15 protein-coding genes are annotated in these 15,403 nt (G+C 64.9%); 5 read left to right on the top strand and 10 right to left on the bottom strand.

Going from position 1 to position 15,403, the window contains the following annotated elements:
• Positions 1-112 precede the first annotated feature (112 nt).
• Genes era through QMA10_RS09120 form a run of 4 tightly spaced genes read right to left on the bottom strand, consistent with a single transcriptional unit; the run spans position 113 to position 3,885 of the window.
• On the bottom strand, positions 113-1,042 hold the full coding sequence (era, locus tag QMA10_RS09135; RefSeq protein ID WP_290167687.1) for a GTPase Era: 930 nt from the start codon (positions 1,040-1,042) through the stop codon (positions 113-115).
• Entirely contained in the window at positions 1,035-2,372 is a 1,338-nt protein-coding gene (locus QMA10_RS09130) for a hemolysin family protein (protein ID WP_290167685.1), read from the bottom strand. Before QMA10_RS09130 ends, era begins: the two co-directional genes overlap by 8 nt.
• Positions 2,369-2,842 (bottom strand): rRNA maturation RNase YbeY, encoded by a 474-nt coding sequence (ybeY, locus tag QMA10_RS09125; RefSeq protein ID WP_290167683.1) that lies wholly within the window; start codon positions 2,840-2,842, stop codon positions 2,369-2,371. Before ybeY ends, QMA10_RS09130 begins: the two co-directional genes overlap by 4 nt.
• Positions 2,839-3,885 carry a PhoH family protein gene (locus tag QMA10_RS09120; RefSeq protein ID WP_290167682.1) on the bottom strand — a complete coding sequence of 349 codons (1,047 nt, stop codon included), beginning with the start codon at positions 3,883-3,885 and terminating at the stop codon, positions 2,839-2,841. The genes ybeY and QMA10_RS09120 overlap by 4 nt, the downstream gene beginning before the upstream one ends.
• Positions 3,886-4,179: 294 nt before the next feature.
• Between QMA10_RS09120 and QMA10_RS09115 the strand changes: the two genes are divergently transcribed.
• Entirely contained in the window at positions 4,180-5,118 is a 939-nt protein-coding gene (locus QMA10_RS09115) for a GerMN domain-containing protein (RefSeq protein ID WP_290167681.1), read from the top strand.
• 34 nt (positions 5,119-5,152) lie between these two features.
• On the opposite strand, the gene QMA10_RS09110 is transcribed toward QMA10_RS09115, so the two are convergent.
• The 3 genes from QMA10_RS09110 to hrcA form a co-directional block, all read right to left on the bottom strand.
• On the bottom strand, positions 5,153-5,917 hold the full coding sequence (locus QMA10_RS09110; RefSeq protein WP_290167679.1) for a 16S rRNA (uracil(1498)-N(3))-methyltransferase: 765 nt from the start codon (positions 5,915-5,917) through the stop codon (positions 5,153-5,155).
• A 1-nt stretch (position 5,918) separates the two neighbouring features.
• Positions 5,919-7,061: a molecular chaperone DnaJ gene (dnaJ, locus tag QMA10_RS09105; RefSeq protein ID WP_290167677.1), complete on the bottom strand. Its 1,143-nt coding sequence runs from the start codon at positions 7,059-7,061 to the stop codon at positions 5,919-5,921.
• A 135-nt stretch (positions 7,062-7,196) separates the two neighbouring features.
• Positions 7,197-8,210, bottom strand: coding sequence for a heat-inducible transcriptional repressor HrcA (gene hrcA, locus QMA10_RS09100; protein ID WP_290167675.1), 1,014 nt, complete (start codon positions 8,208-8,210; stop codon positions 7,197-7,199).
• 215 nt (positions 8,211-8,425) lie between these two features.
• On the opposite strand from hrcA, the gene QMA10_RS09095 reads away from it, so the two are divergent.
• Positions 8,426-9,268, top strand: coding sequence for a DUF3097 domain-containing protein (locus tag QMA10_RS09095; RefSeq protein WP_290167673.1), 843 nt, complete (start codon positions 8,426-8,428; stop codon positions 9,266-9,268).
• A gap of 178 nt (positions 9,269-9,446) precedes the next feature.
• Positions 9,447-9,866 (top strand): DUF4870 domain-containing protein, encoded by a 420-nt coding sequence (locus QMA10_RS09090; protein ID WP_290167729.1) that lies wholly within the window; start codon positions 9,447-9,449, stop codon positions 9,864-9,866.
• 46 nt (positions 9,867-9,912) lie between these two features.
• Here QMA10_RS09090 and hemW read toward each other — a convergent pair whose 3' ends face one another.
• Both hemW and lepA read right to left on the bottom strand, forming a co-directional pair.
• Entirely contained in the window at positions 9,913-11,145 is a 1,233-nt protein-coding gene (hemW, locus tag QMA10_RS09085; protein WP_290167672.1) for a radical SAM family heme chaperone HemW, read from the bottom strand.
• On the bottom strand, positions 11,142-12,995 hold the full coding sequence (gene lepA, locus QMA10_RS09080; protein ID WP_290167671.1) for a translation elongation factor 4: 1,854 nt from the start codon (positions 12,993-12,995) through the stop codon (positions 11,142-11,144). Before lepA ends, hemW begins: the two co-directional genes overlap by 4 nt.
• Positions 12,996-13,169: 174 nt before the next feature.
• On the opposite strand from lepA, the gene QMA10_RS09075 reads away from it, so the two are divergent.
• Entirely contained in the window at positions 13,170-13,733 is a 564-nt protein-coding gene (locus QMA10_RS09075) for a type II toxin-antitoxin system PemK/MazF family toxin (protein WP_290167668.1), read from the top strand.
• A 237-nt stretch (positions 13,734-13,970) separates the two neighbouring features.
• Entirely contained in the window at positions 13,971-14,231 is a 261-nt protein-coding gene (rpsT, locus tag QMA10_RS09070; protein ID WP_290167667.1) for a 30S ribosomal protein S20, read from the top strand.
• A 90-nt stretch (positions 14,232-14,321) separates the two neighbouring features.
• On the opposite strand, the gene holA is transcribed toward rpsT, so the two are convergent.
• A complete protein-coding gene (gene holA / locus QMA10_RS09065) occupies positions 14,322-15,293 on the bottom strand; it encodes a DNA polymerase III subunit delta (RefSeq protein WP_290167726.1) in 972 nt (323 codons plus the stop codon).
• Positions 15,294-15,403 lie beyond the last annotated feature (110 nt).

Below are 15,403 nucleotides of genomic sequence, written 5' to 3'. Positions count from 1 at the left end.
GCGTTCAGCAGTTCAATCGGTGGTGCCGGCAGTTGCATCTGAGCCGGCGGCAGTTCAAAGTGTACGCGGCGCCCCTGAGAATCACGTCCCGGGGTGCCGCAATACTGCTCAGCTAGAAGCCAAGTTTTACCAGCTGCTTGGGGTCCCGCTGCCAGTCCTTCGCAATTTTTACGTGCAGGTCCAGGTAGATCCGCGTACCCAGCAGCGCCTCGATGGCCACGCGTGCATTGGTGCCCACTTCCCGGAGCCGGGCGCCGCCCTTGCCGATAATGATGGCCTTCTGCGAGGAGCGCTCAACGTACAGGTTCACCCTGACGTCCAGCAGCGGATTATCTTCAGGACGCCCTTCGCGGGGAACAATTTCGTCCACCACCACGGCCAGCGAGTGGGGAAGCTCATCCCGGACGCCTTCCAGGGCCGCCTCGCGGATGAGCTCTGCCACCATCACGGCCTCCGGCTCATCAGTGAGCTCCCCGTCCGGGTACAGCGGCGGAGACGAGGGCATGTATCCGGCAAGCACCTCGGACACAGTCTCCACCTGGAAACCGTCGGCCGCGGACACGGGGACCACGTCAGCCCATCCGGCCTCCCCCATGACCTCGTTGCCCAGGGCTGTGACGGACATCAGCTGCTTGGCCAGCGCGGCCCGGTCCACCAGGTCAGTCTTGGTCACCAGCGCCACGACCGGCTTCTTCTTCAGGGCTGCCAGCTGCTTGGCAATGTAACGGTCACCCGGGCCCACGGCTTCGTTTGCCGGCAGGCAGAAGCCAATGGCGTCCACTTCGGCAAGGGTGTCCGCCACGAGATCATTCAGGCGCTTGCCCAGCAGCGTGCGGGGACGGTGCAGGCCGGGGGTGTCCACCAGGATCAGCTGGGAATGCTCGCGGTGCACAATACCGCGGATCGTATGCCGGGTGGTCTGCGGCTTCGCCGACGTGATGGCAACCTTCTGGCCCACCAGGGCATTGGTCAGCGTGGACTTGCCGGCATTGGGCCGGCCCACCAGGGAGACAAAGCCGGCGCGGAACTGTGGATCAGTCATTACGTGGTACCAATTCTGTTGAGGAGACGCGGGCTGATGCCCTGCCGTCTTCGGAATGTGTTTCTGGGCCGGCGTCGTCCGGCTGTTTCCAGGCGATGATGTGGGACACCCGGTTGCGGCGCCCTTCGAGGCGTTCGGCGTGCAGGACAATGCCGTCAACAACCACTTCGCTGCCAACGATGGGGACGCGGCCCAGGGCCTTGGCCAGCAGGCCTCCCACGGTGTCAACCTCATCATCCTCGAGGTCGACGTCGAACAGCTCGCCCAGGTCATCAATGCCGGCACGGGAGCTTACGCGGTAGCGGCCGCCGCCAAGGTTCTCAATTTCAGGCCGCTCGGAATCATACTCATCGACGATCTCGCCGACGATCTCTTCGATCAGGTCCTCGAGCGTCACCAGGCCGGCGGTGCCGCCGTATTCATCGATGACCACGGCCACGTGGGTGGACTCGCGCTGCAGTTCCTGCAGCAGCTCACTGACCGCCTTGGACTCCGGCACGTACCGCACGCCGCGGGCAAAATCCTCCACGCGGCGCTGCCCCGCCTCCCCCGAGCCGGAATGCATCTGCGCCGCCACGTCCTTGAGATAAAGGATTCCCACAATCTGATCTGCGCTGTCCTCGATCACCGGCACGCGGGAGTACCCCGAGCGCAGGAACAGCGACATGGCCTGGCGCAGGGTGGAGCCTGCTTCAATGCACACCATGTCGGTGCGCGGGACCATCACCGAACGGACCTTGGTGTCGCCAAGTTCGAAGACCGAATGGATCAGCTCCGCCTCGGTGTTCTCGATCATGTCCGCCTCTGAAGCACGGTCCAGCAGTTCGCGGAACTCCTCTTCGGTGAAGAACGCCGCGTCCGGACCCTGCGTGCCGGGGGCGACGGCGGTGCCCAGCCGGACGAGCCAGCCGGGAACCGGGCCCAGGACAACGCGGAGGAAGCGCACCAGGCCGGCGGTGAGGACAACGACGGCGGTGACATGCTTGCGGCCGATCTGGCGGGGAGAAACTCCCACCAGAACAAATCCGATGGCTGCCATGACCACGGTGGCCAGCAGCCCGGCCAGCCAGATGTTGTCCAGGAGCATCTGGAACAGGGTGGCCACCGTGACGGCCGTGGCCATTTCGAACCAGACGCGCCAGAACCGGAGCGCATGCATATGCGCCACCGGGTGCTGCAGGATCTTGCGCAGCGGTTTGCCCGCCTTGCCGTGCAGCAGTGCTTCGGCCTCATGCCGCGGCAGGTATCCGTAGGCGGATTCCGCGGCAGTGAGCAGGCCGGCCAGGACCATGAAGGCCACGGCCATGAAAATCAGCAGGACAACGCTCAACTGCGCGTCTCCTTGGGAGCCTCACGGCCCAGGTAGGCGGACAGAAGATCGCGCTGGAGACCGAACATTTCCTTTTCCTCTTCGGGCTCCGCATGGTCGTACCCGAGAAGGTGGAGCACACCGTGCGTCGTCAGCAGGAGCAGCTCTTCCTGCATGCCGTGTCCCGCGGTTTTTGCCTGCACGGCGGCTACCTGCGGACACAGCACAATGTCGCCCAGAACCCCGGCAGGTGTCGGACGTCCCGGAACCCCGGGACGCAGCTCATCCATGGGGAAGGACAGCACATCGGTGGGCCCGGGAATGTCCATCCACTCGATGTGCAGCTTTTCCATGGCTTCCTCGTCCACCAGAATGATGGACAGGTCCGCTTCCGGATGCACGTACAGGCTCTCCAGGAGGTAGCGTCCCAGGCGGGACAGTTCCTCCTCGTCCACCTGAACGGCGGACTCGTTGTTTACTTCGATGCTCACTTGGCCGAACCCCGTCCTGCTGCCGCCCCGCGGGCAGTGCCCGACGAGGGCGCACGCCGGGACTCATCCCATTCACTGTAGGCAGTGACAATGCTGCTCACGAGGGAATGGCGCACCACATCCGAGGCATGCAGCTCCGAGAACGCAACGTCATCGATGTCGCCGAGGATGTCGTGGACGATGCGCAGTCCGGAGGCGGTGCCGCCCGGCAGATCCACCTGGGTCACGTCACCGGTCACCACCATCTTGGAACCGAAGCCCAGACGGGTCAGGAACATCTTCATCTGCTCGGGCGTGGTGTTCTGCGCTTCGTCCAAAATGATGAAGGCGTCATTGAGCGTGCGTCCGCGCATGTAGGCCAGCGGTGCAACTTCAATGGTTCCGGCAGCCATCAGCCGGGGAATGGAGTCCGGGTCCATCATGTCGTGGAGGGCGTCATAGAGAGGACGCAGGTACGGATCAATCTTGTCGCTGAGCGTTCCGGGCAGGAATCCGAGCCGTTCGCCGGCCTCAACAGCCGGGCGGGTGAGGATAATCCTGCTGACTTCCTTCTGCTGCAGCGCCTGCACCGCCTTCGCCATGGCGAGGTAGGTTTTGCCGGTGCCGGCGGGTCCGATTCCAAACACAATGGTGTTTTCATCGATCGCGTCCACATAGTTCTTCTGGTTCAGCGTCTTCGGACGGATGGTGCGGCCGCGGGTGGAGAGGATGTTCTGCGTCAGAACTTCCGCCGGACGCTGGGCGCTCTGGTCCCGGAGCATGGTGATCAGCTGCTCCAGCAGCTGAGGCGTGACCTTGGTCTGGCTCCGTGCAAGGACGCGGACTTCGTTGACGAGACGGAGGGTCAGTTCAACGACGGCAGCGGGACCCGAAATGGAGAGCTCGTTGCCGCGGACATGGAGATTGGCCTCCGGGTAAGCGGACTCAATGATCTTGAGCGCCTCGTCGTTGGCACCCAGAGACTGGACCATGTGTTCCGTGGAATCAAAGATGATGGTCTGGCGATCCAGTCCGATGGTGCCAATTCCTGAGGATTCAGTCATATATTCGGCCTTCCCAGGCCTTTCATCGCCCCTTTTGAAGAGTGAGTTGTTGATGCTTAGTGTGGTGTGCCGGCAAGTTAAGACAGGCACTTCAATATTACTTGATACGGCAGCGGCCGTCTGCTCCTGCAGGTGAGGTGTTTTGTCAACAGCGGTGCCTGATGCGGCCGCCGGCGCTCCGGACGCCGGGTCTCAATCGGGTCTCAGTCCGGTCGCAGGACGGTTAAGAGCGCTAATCCGGCCATTCGCATATGCCAAGCTGGGATAAACGTTCAGCGAAGGGAGGACAGAATTATGCCTGAAGCACCGCGCCGGCTCCGGCCGCACCACCGGATTATCCCGGGCGTGCTGGCAGCATCTTCGCTCCTCCTCAGCGGCTGCGGCGTCGTGGCAGCCACTCCCACCACGTCCATGCCCACGCACTTCGACGAGGCTGCCGGTTCCTTATCCGCGTCGCTGAGTGTGACGGCCCCCTCGGAGGGGAAGCCGGCGCCGGGACGCGTTCCGGTCTACTGGCTCGGAGTGAACGGTTCGGATGTTCACCTCTACCGGGAGTTCCAGCCCGCCGAAACAAGCGGGGATCCGATAGTCGAGGCCGTGGTTGCCATGACGTCCGACAGACCGGCTGACCCCGACTATTTCAATCCCTGGAGCACGGCCGGCAGCGTCACGGCTTCGATCTCCGGCAAGAATGTCATCACCGTTGATATCTCCTCGGACGCTTTCAAGACCTCCCTGGATGCCGGAATGGCGCACCGTGCCGTCCAGCAGCTCGTTTATACCGCCACCGCTGCAGCCTCGAACGCAGGGCTCACCACCGTGGGGCACGCCCCCTCCGTAGTGCTGCTGGTGGATGGCAAGGCGGGTTACCGGGCCTTCGGGCATGAGTCCCTGGACGGGCAGCTGGAGCGGGATGCCTCGCTGGTGGCCCCGATCTGGATTATTGATCCGCAGCAGGGGGACGGAACCGGGCCTTCGCTCCGGGTTCACGGGGCAGCAGTGTCGGAAGGCGGCCAGATCTCCTGGCGGGTCGAACCAATTGTTGACGGCCGGCCCGCCGAGGATGCCGTCCAGACCGGTTATGCCGAACTGGACGCACCCACGGGCGGAACGTCGCTCTACAATTTCAGCGTTGACCTGTCACCCGGCGAATACAGCGTGAGTGTCTTCCACGGAGCCGAACGCGCGGATGAGGACTCCAAGCGGGTCACTGTTTACTCCGACGTGAATTAGGCGGGTTTTCTCACGGGTTGGCCGGCGCCGCGGTTTACCAGCGGCCCAGCGCGTAATTCAGGACGGCCAGCGCCGCGGGACCGGCGGTGGATGAACGAAGGACGTGCTGCCCCAACCGGACCGCCACGGCACCCTCCGAACGCAGGAGCTGAACTTCAGCACCGCTGATTCCGCCTTCAGGCCCCACCACCACGGCAATGCTCAGCGGCCGTCCGCCGCAGCGGAGCCGTGCCTGCTCCACCGCCGGCACCAGCGCGCCGTCGGCCTCTTCGTGAAGCACGAGCACCAGATCAACATCCGCCAGCCTGCGCACCAGCGCCTTGGTCTCCAGCATCTCTTCGGCTACGGGAATCCGGGACCGGCGGGACTGCTTAGCCGCCGCCGTGAGGATGCCCTGCCATTTCGCCTGCCCCTTGGCAGCTTTGTCAGCCCGCCAGCGCACGATGCTCCGCTCGGACTGCCACGGAATCACCGCCTGCACGCCCAGCTCGGTAGCTGCTTCGACGGCCTGCTCGTCCCGGCCGCCCTTGGCGAGGGCCTGGACCAGGATCAGCTGATCCGCGGCTTTGTCTTCCTCGGTGACGGATTCCACCGCAACCTCCAGCCGGGACGGCCCGGCAGCGGCAACCGTACCCGTGAGCCGGCGTCCGGCGCCGTCCACAATGTCCACGGGCTCCCCCGGGGCGAGCCGTTTCACGGCGACGGCGTGGTGGGCTTCAGCCCCTTCAAGGACAAAGCATGAACCGGCTTCGGCGGCCCGGACGGAATCCGGGTCGCCGAAGAAGATCGGGTTGGTCATGTCAGTGGTTGCCCAGGCGGTCCCGCAGCCGGGCAAAGACGCCGGTGCCGTTTCCGGCCAGACGGCCCTCGGCATATTCTTCACCGCGCAGCTGGGCGAGCTTGCGCAGCAGCTCCTCCTGCTCGGCATCAAGCTTCTGCGGGGTTTCCACGTGCAGGTGAACCAGCAGGTCCCCCCGGCCGTAGCCGCGCAGATGGGTCACGCCCAGGCCCTTGAGGGTGGTGACTTCCCCGGACTGGGTGCCGGCCTTGACCGTAATCTCCCGGTCGCCGTCGAACGTCTCGAAGTTGATGGAGGAACCAAGCGCCGCCGCAGTCATGGGAACGGTCAGCGTTGCGTGCAGGTCATCGCCTTCGCGGACAAAGGTGGGATCGGCGTTGACGCGGATTTCGACGTACAGGTCACCCTGGGGTCCGCCGGCGGTTCCGGCTTCACCCTGTCCGCCCAGCTGGATGCGGGTGCCGGTGGCTACACCGGCGGGGATCTTGATGTTCAGGGTACGGCGGCTGCGCACGCGGCCCTCGCCGGCGCATTCGTGGCACGGGTCGGGGATAACGGTGCCGTACCCCTGGCAGGAACCGCACGGCGCGCTGGTCATGACCTGACCGAGGATGGAGCGCACGGCGCGCTGCACCTGGCCGGATCCGTGGCAAATGTCGCAGGTCCGCGGGGAGGTTCCCGGCTGGCAGCAGCTTCCGTCACAGGTGGGGCAGGTGACCGCCGTATCAACCTCGATCTTCTTGTTGGTGCCGAAGACGGCATCCTTCAAGTCGATGCGTACGTTGATCAGGGCATCCTGGCCGCGGCGCGTCCGTGAGGCCGGCCCCCGGCCGCCGCCACCGCCACCGCCGCCGAAGAAGGTGTCGAAGATGTCCTGGAAGCCGAAGTTCTGGCCTCCGAAGCCGGCGCCGCCGCCGAAGCCGTTGTCATTGCCGTTCTCGTTGCCGGTGGTGTCGTAGATGCGGCGTTTCTGCGGGTCCGCGAGCACCTCGTAGGCATGGGTCACGGCCTTGAACTCGTCCTGCGCCCCGGGAGCGGAGTTAACGTCCGGGTGAAGCTTGCGGGCAAGCTTCCGGTACGCCTTCTTGATTTCTTCGCCCGTGGCGTCGCGTCCGACGCCCAGGACCTGATAGTGATCGCTCACTCGTGCACATCGCTTCCTGTAATTGGCAGTGTCCGCGTTTTCACCGCGTCACCCTCCGTCCGGAGGCGTCCACCGGCTGCTGCCACCCGCGGGCGGCGGCAGCCGGTGTACTGCTGCTGTCTTCGTCTAACGTTTTTAGTTGTTCAGTATTCGGGAAAGGTATCGGGCTACGGCGCGCACCGTGGCCATCGTGTTGGGGTAGTCCATCCGGGTTGGTCCCAGCACCCCCACCTTTGCCGAAGAATCGGGTCCGTAACCGGTGGCCACAACTGAGGCCTCCGCGAGGGATCCGTGCGGGTTTTCCCGGCCAATCCGCACCGAGACGCCCCTGGCGTCCTGTTCCATTTCCGACAACAGCCGAAGCATGACGACCTGTTCCTCAAGTGCCTCCAGGATGGGGCCGATCGTCAGGGGAAAGTCTACTGTGGAACGGGCCAGATTGGCGGTGCCTGCCATGACCATGCGGTCTTCCCGGTTGATTCCGGCCAGCTGCTCCAGGGAGTGTGCCAGCGCCGCGGCATTCCGCCTCTTCTGAGCGGGAACCAGGGCGAGGCAGTCGGCCAGCTGTCCGGTAATCCGGGTCAGCGGCGTACCGCTAAGCGCAGAGAGGAAATGCTGGCGCAGTTCAAGCAGGTCCGGTTCGGTCACCTGGTCGGGAACGGTGATGACCCGCTGCTCCACCCGTCCGGTGGTGGAAATCAGGACTACCAGCACCTGGGCCGGTGCCAGCAGGACAAATTCGATGTGGCGGACCTTGGCATTGCCCAGATGCGGATACTGCACCACGGCCACCTGGTTGGTCAGCTGCGAGAGCAGCCGAACGGTCCGTTCCATGACGTCATCGAGATCCTCCGCTCCCTCGAGCAGGGTCTGGATGGCCTTGCGCTCAGCAGCGGAGAGCGGCTTGACGTCCGATATCCGGTCCACGAAAAGGCGGTATCCCTTGTCAGTAGGGATGCGGCCGGCAGACGTGTGGGGGGCCACAATCAGGCCCTCTTCCTCAAGCGCCGCCATGTCATTGCGGATGGTGGCGCTGGATACGCCCAGCTGGTGGCGCTCCACCAGGGCCTTGGACCCAACGGGTTCCCGCGAATGTACGTAGTCCTCAACAATGGCCCGGAGCACCTCGAGTCTGCGTGGCTCACTCATGGTTTTCCCTCCTTTGCTGATCTCCTGCGCGGTGCTGATTTCCTGACAGCAACCCCGAACAGGCCTATAAATTGGCGGCGGGCTGGTTAGCACTCACCATGCCCAAGTGCTAAGTCTAATACGGATCGGCGGCGTTGCTAGCATTGAGGAGCCCGTGCCCGCACGTGCCGAATCCGCGCAGGAACCAACCGCAAATCAAAGTGAGGGATACACCCGTGTCGAATTTTTCGTGGGGCCCGCAGGACATCACCGCCCCTGCCCGGCGGGTGTTGCCCGCAGTGCCCGCCGAGATCGGGCTCGTGCTTGAAGACGTGCAGAGCGGCTGGGTTGGCGCCGTGGTGCGGGTCGAGAAGTCCGGGGGCCTGCACCTGATGGTCCTGGAGGACCGGCGCGGCAAGACAAAATCCTTCGAGCTGGGGTTCGGGTTCCTTGTGGACGGCGAGCCGGTGGAGGTGGTTCCTGCCGTCAAAGCTGCGGCCCCTGCGTCCCGCCGGACAGCGTCGGGTTCCGTCCGGGTGGATAACGTCCGGGCGCGCACCGCCAGGGCCAGCCGTATCTGGGTGGAAGGCAAGCACGACGCCGAGCTGGTGGAAAAGGTGTGGGGCGACGACCTGCGTGTGGAGGGAATCGTCGTCGAGCCCCTGCACGGAGTGGATGACCTGTATTCAGCGGTGCGGGAGTTCAGCCCGGGCCCCGGACGCCGGCTGGGCATCCTGGTGGACCATTTGGTCTCCGGCTCCAAGGAATCCCGGATTGCCGCCGAAGCCATGGCCGTTCCCGGCGCCCGCGGCAATGTGCTGATTGTGGGCCACCCGTATGTGGACGTCTGGCAGGCCATTAAGCCGCAGACCATCGGCCTGGCTGCCTGGCCCGTGGTACCCCGCCACGAGGACTGGAAAACGGGCATCCTCAAAGGCCTCGGCTGGCCGCACCGGGACCACACCGATGTTGCCGTCGGCTGGAAAAAACTGTTGGGCAGCGTCAGCTCGTATGCTGATTTGGAGCCGTCGCTGCTGGGCCGGGTGGAGGAAGTTATTGACTTCCTCACCGTGCCTTAGCGGCTGCACCGCCGCGCCGTTGCGGGCTGGGGGTCTTCCAGCCAGTAACCTAGATGAGATATGCAGCAGCCGGACGGCCTGGATCCGCACCGATTCTCCGGGCACCGGGAGTCACAGCGCGTGCCCCGCAAGGCAAGACCCAGGCGTCCAGAGTCAAAAGGAAACAGCAGTGTCGAACATCCGTCAGAATGACCAGCACCGCCCCGACGACCGGGCTCCGGGCCAGCGTCCGCCCTATCAGGGCGCACCGGCCAACGCGCTGCCCCTCACCGCTTCCGAGGATCGCCAGTGGGCCACCATGGCGCATTTCGGCGGCATTCTGGGCTTCATCCCCTCGTTGATCATCTACTTGGTGTTCCGCGACCGCGGCCCGTTCACGGCCCAGGAGTCCAAGGAAGCGCTGAACTTCACGCTTCCCCCCACCATCATTGCCATGGTGGCCTGGCTGCTGTCCTTCATTCCGGTGATCGGCTGGGTCTTTGCGATCACAAACGCCCTGCTGTGGGTTGCCATCGCGGTGTCCTCAGTGATCGCCGGCATCGAGTGCAACCGCGGCCGGCCGTACCGCTACCCGCTGAACCTGCGCCGCATCCCGTAGCACGCGCGTTTTGCCGGCACGGTGCCAGGCGGCGCTCGTTCAGGGGCTAGTCCGGAAGCAGGCGGCGGACGACGGCGTCCGCCAGCAGGCGGCCCTTGGACGTCAGCAGCACGCGGCCCGCCAGCGCCGCGTGCGGATCCACCAGGCCGTCGGCCATCAACCCGGCCACGGCGAGCCGGCCGGAATCCTTGAGCCGGGACAGCTCCAGGCCTTCGGCCAGCCGGGTGCGCAGCATGACGTCTTCCACGTACCGGGTTTCGGCGTCGAGGGTTTCGCGTCCGACGGCGGGTGACTCCCCGGCGGCGAGCCGCTGCGCATACGCGGTGGGGTGCTTGGCGTTCCACCAGCGCACGCCGCCGGCATGGGAATGGGCCCCCGGCCCGATGCCCCACCAGTCGTCGCTGCGCCAGTAGGCCAGGTTGTGCCGGCACTGGTCCGCGGGGGTGCGTGCCCAGTTGCTCACTTCATACCAGGACAGTCCGGCGGCGGTCATCAGTTCGTCGGCAAGCAGGTATTTGTCCGCGTGGTCGTCGTCGTCGATCGGCGGGACTTCACCGCGCCGCATCCGGGCGGCGAGCTTGGTCCCGTCCTCAATGATCAGGGCGTAGGCCGAAATGTGGTCCGGCTCGTAGCTTAGGGCCTCCTTGACGGAGATTTCCCAGTCCGCCAGGGACTCCCCCGGCGTGCCGTAGATCAGGTCAACACTCACCTTCAGGCCGGCGTCGCGCGCCCATTTCACGGCCTCGGGAACCCGCGACGGCGTGTGCGTGCGATCCAGCACTGCGAGCACGTGCGGCACCGCGGACTGCATGCCGAAGGACACCCGGGTGAAGCCGGCGTCTGCCAGCAACTGCAGCGAGGCGGGGGTGACCGAATCGGGGTTGGCTTCGGTGGTGACCTCGGCCCCCGGTTCCAGGCCCCACATATCGACGGCGGTTTTCAGGATCCCTGCGAGGTCCTCCGCGGGCAGCAGGGTGGGGGTGCCGCCGCCGAAGAACACGGTTCCCATCTTCCGGTCCGGAAGACCCGATGCCTTCAGCGCACGGGCGGCGAAGCGCACTTCCTGCTCCGCTGTGCCGCCGTAGGCAGCCTGCGAGGCACCGCCGCCCAGCTCCGTGGCGGTGTAGGTATTGAAGTCGCAGTAGCCGCAGCGGACGGAACAGAACGGGATGTGGACATACAGACCAAACTTCCGGTCCGCTGCTCCGTCCGCAGCCTGGGCGGGCAGGAGACCGTCGGCGGGAGCCGGGTCTCCGAGGGGTAATGCGCTGGGTGTCACTTCTTGGCTTTATCCTTGGACTCGTCGGAGGAAAGTGCGGCCACGAAGGCTTCCTGCGGAACTTCCACGCGGCCCACCATCTTCATGCGCTTCTTGCCTTCCTTCTGCTTTTCCAGCAGCTTGCGCTTACGGCTGATGTCACCGCCGTAGCACTTGGCCAGCACATCCTTGCGGATGGCGCGGATGGATTCGCGGGCAATGATGCGGGAGCCGATGGCCGCCTGGATGGGGACCTCAAACTGCTGGCGGGGAATGAGTTCGCGCAGCTTGCCCGTCATCATGACACCGTAGGAGTAGGCCTTGTCCTTGTGCGTGATGGAGCTGAACGCATCCACCTGTTCGCCCTGCAGCAGGATGTCCACCTTAACCAGGTCGGCAACCTGTTCGCCGTCGGCCTTCCAGTCCAGCGAGGCGTAGCCGCGGGTCTTGGATTTGAGAATGTCGAAGAAGTCGAAGACAATCTCGGCCAGCGGCAGGCGGTACCGGATCTCCACCCGGTCCTCGGAAAGGTAATCCATGCCGCCCAGGACGCCGCGCCGGGCCTGGCACAGCTCCATGATGGCGCCGACAAATTCATTCGGGGCCAGGATCGTGGCCGAAACCATCGGCTCGCGGACCTCTTTGATCTTGCCTTCGGGGTACTCGCTGGGGTTGGTGACCGTGACCACCTTCTTGTCCTCAAGCGTCACCTCATACTCCACGTTGGGCGCGGTGGAGATCAGGTCCAGGTTGTACTCGCGCTCCAGGCGCTCCCGGGTGATTTCCAGGTGCAGCAGGCCCAGGAAGCCCACGCGGAAGCCGAAGCCGAGCGCCGCCGATGTCTCGGGCTCGTAAACCAGCGCGGCGTCGTTGAGCATGAGCTTTTCCAGGGCGTCGCGCAGTACCGGGTAATCGGCGCCGTCGATGGGATACAGGCCGGAGAAGACCATGGGCTTGGGATCGGCGTAACCGGGCAGCGATTCGGAGGCCGGCTTGGCCAGGTTGGTGACGGTGTCACCAACCTTGGACAGGCGCACGTCCTTCACACCGGTGATCAGGTAGCCCACCTCGCCGACGCCAAGGCCCTTGGACGGTGTGGGTTCCGGGGAGCTGACACCGATTTCGAGCAGCTCGTGGCTGGCCCGGGTGGACATCATCTGGATGCGTTCGCGCGGCGAGAGCTTGCCGTCCACCACACGCACATAGGTGACAACGCCGCGGTAGGTGTCATACACGGAGTCGAAAATCATGGCACGGGCGGGAGCATTGGGATCGCCCACCGGAGCAGGAATCTCCCGGACGATCTGGTCCAGCAGGTCTTCGACGCCCACGCCGGTCTTGCCGGAGACACGCAGGACGTCCTCCGGATCGCCGCCGATCAGCTTTGCCAGCTCCTCGGCGTACTTCTCCGGCTGCGCCGCCGGGAGGTCGATCTTGTTCAGGACCGGAATGATGGTGAGGTCGTTCTCCATCGCCAGGTAGAGGTTGGCCAGCGTCTGGGCCTCAATGCCCTGGGCTGCGTCCACCAGCAGCACGGCGCCTTCGCACGCGGCCAGGGAACGGGAAACCTCGTAGGTGAAGTCCACGTGGCCCGGGGTGTCGATCATGTTCAGGGCGTAGGACTCGCCGTCGAGCTCCCACGGCATGCGCACGGCCTGCGACTTGATGGTGATGCCGCGTTCGCGCTCAATGTCCATGCGGTCCAGATACTGGGCCTTCATGTTCCGGTGCTCGACGACGCCGGTGGACTGGAGCATGCGGTCGGCCAGGGTGGACTTGCCGTGGTCGATGTGGGCGATGATGCAGAAATTTCTGATGATCGCCGGATCCGTCGCGGCAGGCACCGGTGAGAAGCGGGCCATAGGTGACACTGTGGCGGTTCCTTTACTGTTCACAGGACTTCACGGCGGCTGCGGCGCAGGCCGCGTGCCGGAACCGGACAAGGCTCGGTTCATCGTTTTTCCTGGTGGTTTTAACTGCTGAATTAACAGTCTCCCACGAATGCCAGCCCGCGCTGGAACCGCAGAACGTATTAGCGTGGGCTCATGTCCTTCTCCAACCGATCCTTTCTTTCCCTGGCCCGCACGGCCATCCGCCTGCTGACGCGTCCCGCAGCCGGCTCCGGTTCCCGAACCGCACGCAAGCCGCACCGCTCCAGTGCCGGAGCCCCCGCCGCCCGCAGCAGGACGGCTGCTCCCAAGCCGGCGTCCAGGTCATCCGCCTATCCCGGGGACTACCGGGGAAAAGTCACTCCCGTTTACGCCCCGTCCCCGGACGGATCTCCCGATCCCGGCGAAGTGGTGTGGGCCTGGGTTCCCTATGAGGACGACTATTCCCAGGGCAAGGACCGCCCGGTGCTGCTGATTGGCCGCAGCGGCTCCCGGCTGCTCGCCCTCATGATGACCACCCGCGACCGCAACAACGGCCGGGAGTCCGATCCGGACTACGTGGATGTTGGCACCGGCCCCTGGGACAGCCGGGGCCGGCCGAGTGAGGTTAAGCTGGACCGCGTGCTGCAGCTGGATCCGGCCACCATCAGGCGGCAGGGGGCGGTTCTGCCCGCCGCAGCGTTTCAGCGCGTCGCCTCAAGGTTTTCGGCCCAAAACTGATGTCCCGCGTCCCGCAGACCCGGGGCGCACGCCCGGGGAAAGCTCCGCCGTCGGGGCCTGGACCCCGCCAATGGGCCTTCGAGGCCAAGTTCTGCTAACATTTATTGCTGTGTGTCCGCGCAGGTCGACGGGCACTTCAGTTCAGGCGCCATTACGGTATCCCCACGCCGCTCAGTCAATGTCTGGGCTGAAATTCCCTCACCGACCAAGTCCGCAATACAAAGAGAGTTTATATAAGTGGCCAATATTAAGTCCCAGAAGAAGCGCATCCTCACCAACGAGAAGGCGCGCATGCGTAACAACTCGGTGAAGTCCGAGCTGAAGACCGCAATCCGCTCCGTTGACGCTGCCGTGAAGGCCAGCGACAAGGATGCAGCAGTCGCAGCAGTGGCCACTGCCAGCCGCAAGCTGGACAAGGCTGTCAGCAAGGGTGTTATCCACAAGAACAATGCCGCCAACCGCAAGTCGGCCATCTCCAAGAAGGTCAACGCGCTCTAAGCTGTTGTTCTTGCTTTAGTCTTATCGGTCTGGCCGGTCCCCTTGGGGCCGGCCAGACTGCTTTAACCGGCGGGCTTCAGCCGGGGCAGGTCAGCGTCCGGCCGCAGCCAGCGAAATCACGGTTACCGCGTGCTCTACGGCGTATATGGGATCGCGGCCGGCGCCCTTGACCTGCGCATCGGCCTCGGCCAGCACCTGCACGGCCTTGATCAGGGATTCCTGGGACCAGTGCTGGGCGTCGCGCCGCGCCTGGTCCACCTGCCACGGGGCCATGCCCAGTTCCTTCGCCATGGAAGCTGAGGAGCCGCGCAGGTTCGCCACCTTGGCCACAGCCCGGACCTTCATGGCCAGCGCGCCCACCAGAGGGACGGGATCCACGCCGGTGTCCAGGGCATGGCGCAACATCGACAGGGCCTGTCCGCCTCGTCCGGCCAGTGCTGCGTCGGCCACCTTGAAGGCGGTGGCCTCCACCCGCCCGCCGTAATACTTCTCGACAAGCTCTTCGCTGATTTCCCCGGAGGCATCGTTGATCAGCTGCCGGCAGGCGGCCGCCAGATCCGCCAGCTTGGAGCCCACCGCGGCAACCAGGGCGCGGGAGGCAGCGGGGTCGATCCGGCGCCGGGCTGCTTTGAATTCCTGGGCCACAAAGTCCAGCTTCTCAGCGTCCTTCTTGAACGGCTGGCACTCCACCACCGGCGCCCCGGACGCTTTAACCGCGTCCAGGAGCTTTTTGCCGCGGTTGCCGCCTCCGTGACTCAGAACCAGCACCGTGTCGGGGGCGGTATCCGCGAGGTACGCGAGGGTGTCGGTCAGGAACTCATCATTCATGGCCGCCAGGTTCGAGGCCTCGATGAGTTTGGCCTCACCGAAGAGCGACGGGCTTGAATGCAGCATCAGTTCACCCGCGGCGTAGGTTGCCGCGTCCAGACGGACAATTTCCGTGTCCGGCTGGTCCTGCCGCAGCGAGGCACGGATCCGTTCCATGGCGCGTCCGGCCAGGTAGTCTTCGGGGCCGCTCAGCAGTACCACCGGCGCGGGTTCCGCCTCGCGCCAGGAGACAATCTTCCCCGCGGACTTGCCGCCGGATTTTGCGGTGCTTCGCCTAGCGGACGGGACGGCCGGATTCACAGCGAACAGACTCCTGGGATGAGAACGAGCGGGACGACGTTTGG

Origin of the sequence: Arthrobacter sp. APC 3897 (assembly GCF_030407495.1) — a bacterium.
Lineage (GTDB): Bacteria > Actinomycetota > Actinomycetes > Actinomycetales > Micrococcaceae > Arthrobacter_B.
Note: the sequence above shows the minus strand (reverse complement) of the source record. Positions and strands in the feature narration are given on the sequence as shown.